This is a genomic window from Endozoicomonas sp. SESOKO3, from assembly GCF_024606255.1.
Genome location: NZ_JAHHPR010000605.1, coordinates 1 through 1,349 on the forward strand (window position 1 = coordinate 1; position 1,349 = coordinate 1,349).

Sequence of the window (1,349 nt, forward strand, 5' to 3'; positions counted from 1 at the left end):
TTTTATACTGGCTTTGAAGAAGCCAGAGGTGTTACCTCTACGGCTTCTTCCTGTTCTTCCTGAAACTGCATCTGGTGCAGTTTGGCATAATGACCTTTTTTGGCCAGCAGTTCGGCATGGGTGCCGCTCTCTACAATTTCGCCTTTATCCATCACAACGATACGGTCTGCATTCTCAATGGTGGAGAGCCGATGTGCAATGACCAGTGTTGTTCGATTCTTCATGACTTCATCCAGCGCCGCCTGAATATGACGCTCGGATTCGGTATCCAGGGCAGAAGTCGCCTCGTCGAGAATCAGAACAGGAGCGTCTTTCAGAATAGCCCTGGCTATCGCCAAACGTTGACGCTGACCACCCGAGAGCAGCACGCCATCTTCACCGACCAGCGTATTCATGCCCTGAGCCATATTTTTGATGAATTCGTTGGCATGGGCGGCTTCGGCAGCCAGATGGATGTCAGCATCATCTTTTTCCCGCAGGTCACCATAGGCAATATTGCGAGCTACGGTATCATTAAACAGAGTGACATTCTGGTCCACCAAAGCGATATGACTACGGAGGTTTTTCAGACCGTATTCATCAATAGGTGTGTCATCCAGCAGGATTTGACCCTGCTCATGGGAATAGAAACGGGGAATCAGGTTGGCCAGGGTGGTTTTTCCTGATCCGGAGCGGCCCACCAGGGCAATTGTCTCACCCGGATTAACGACGAGATTAATGTTGTTCAGAGCGGGTTTGTCGGCATTTTGATAGTTGAAAACCAGATTTCGAAACTCCAGCTTGCCTTCAACTCTTTTCTTCTCAAAGGTGCCATTATCGGGTTCACATGGCTGGTCAGCCATGTCAAAAATGCTTTCTGCCGCGGCAATACCTTTCTGGATATTGGCATTGACTTCGCTCAGCTGACGAATAGGTTTTGGCAGCAGTGCAGCGGCAGTGACAAAGCTCACCAGAGAAGCTGTGGTTGCATCTCCTTTTAACCACAACACCAGGAAGAACAGGATGGCGAGGGCGCTGTTTACCAGAAACTGAAGGGTAGGTGTATGGACAGCGGAAGCCTTGACCATTTTCAGACCCTGGCGAGTATTGCGATCACTGGCAGTAAAGAAACGGTGGCTTTCATAGCTCTCACCACCAAAGCCTCTGACTACCCGGTAGCCATTGATCGACTCGGAGCTGACGTGGGTCAGATCGCCCATGGAGGTTTGGATCCTGGAGCTCAGCTTACGGAAGCGTTTGCTGGCCGTGCTGACCACTAAGGCAATGATGGGTGCAACACCGATGAATACCAGAGTGAGCTTCCAGTTAGTCAGGATCAGATATCCGAACAGGAAAACAACAGTCAGGCC

At 50.5% G+C, this 1,349-nt stretch carries 1 protein-coding gene; it reads right to left on the minus strand.

The annotated features are described in order from the left end of the window. Positions 1–2: 2 nt before the first annotated feature. Positions 3–1,349, minus strand: a 1,347-nt coding sequence (msbA, locus tag KDK18_RS10665) for a lipid A export permease/ATP-binding protein MsbA (RefSeq protein ID WP_257254882.1), incomplete at its 5' end; no start/stop codon positions are given.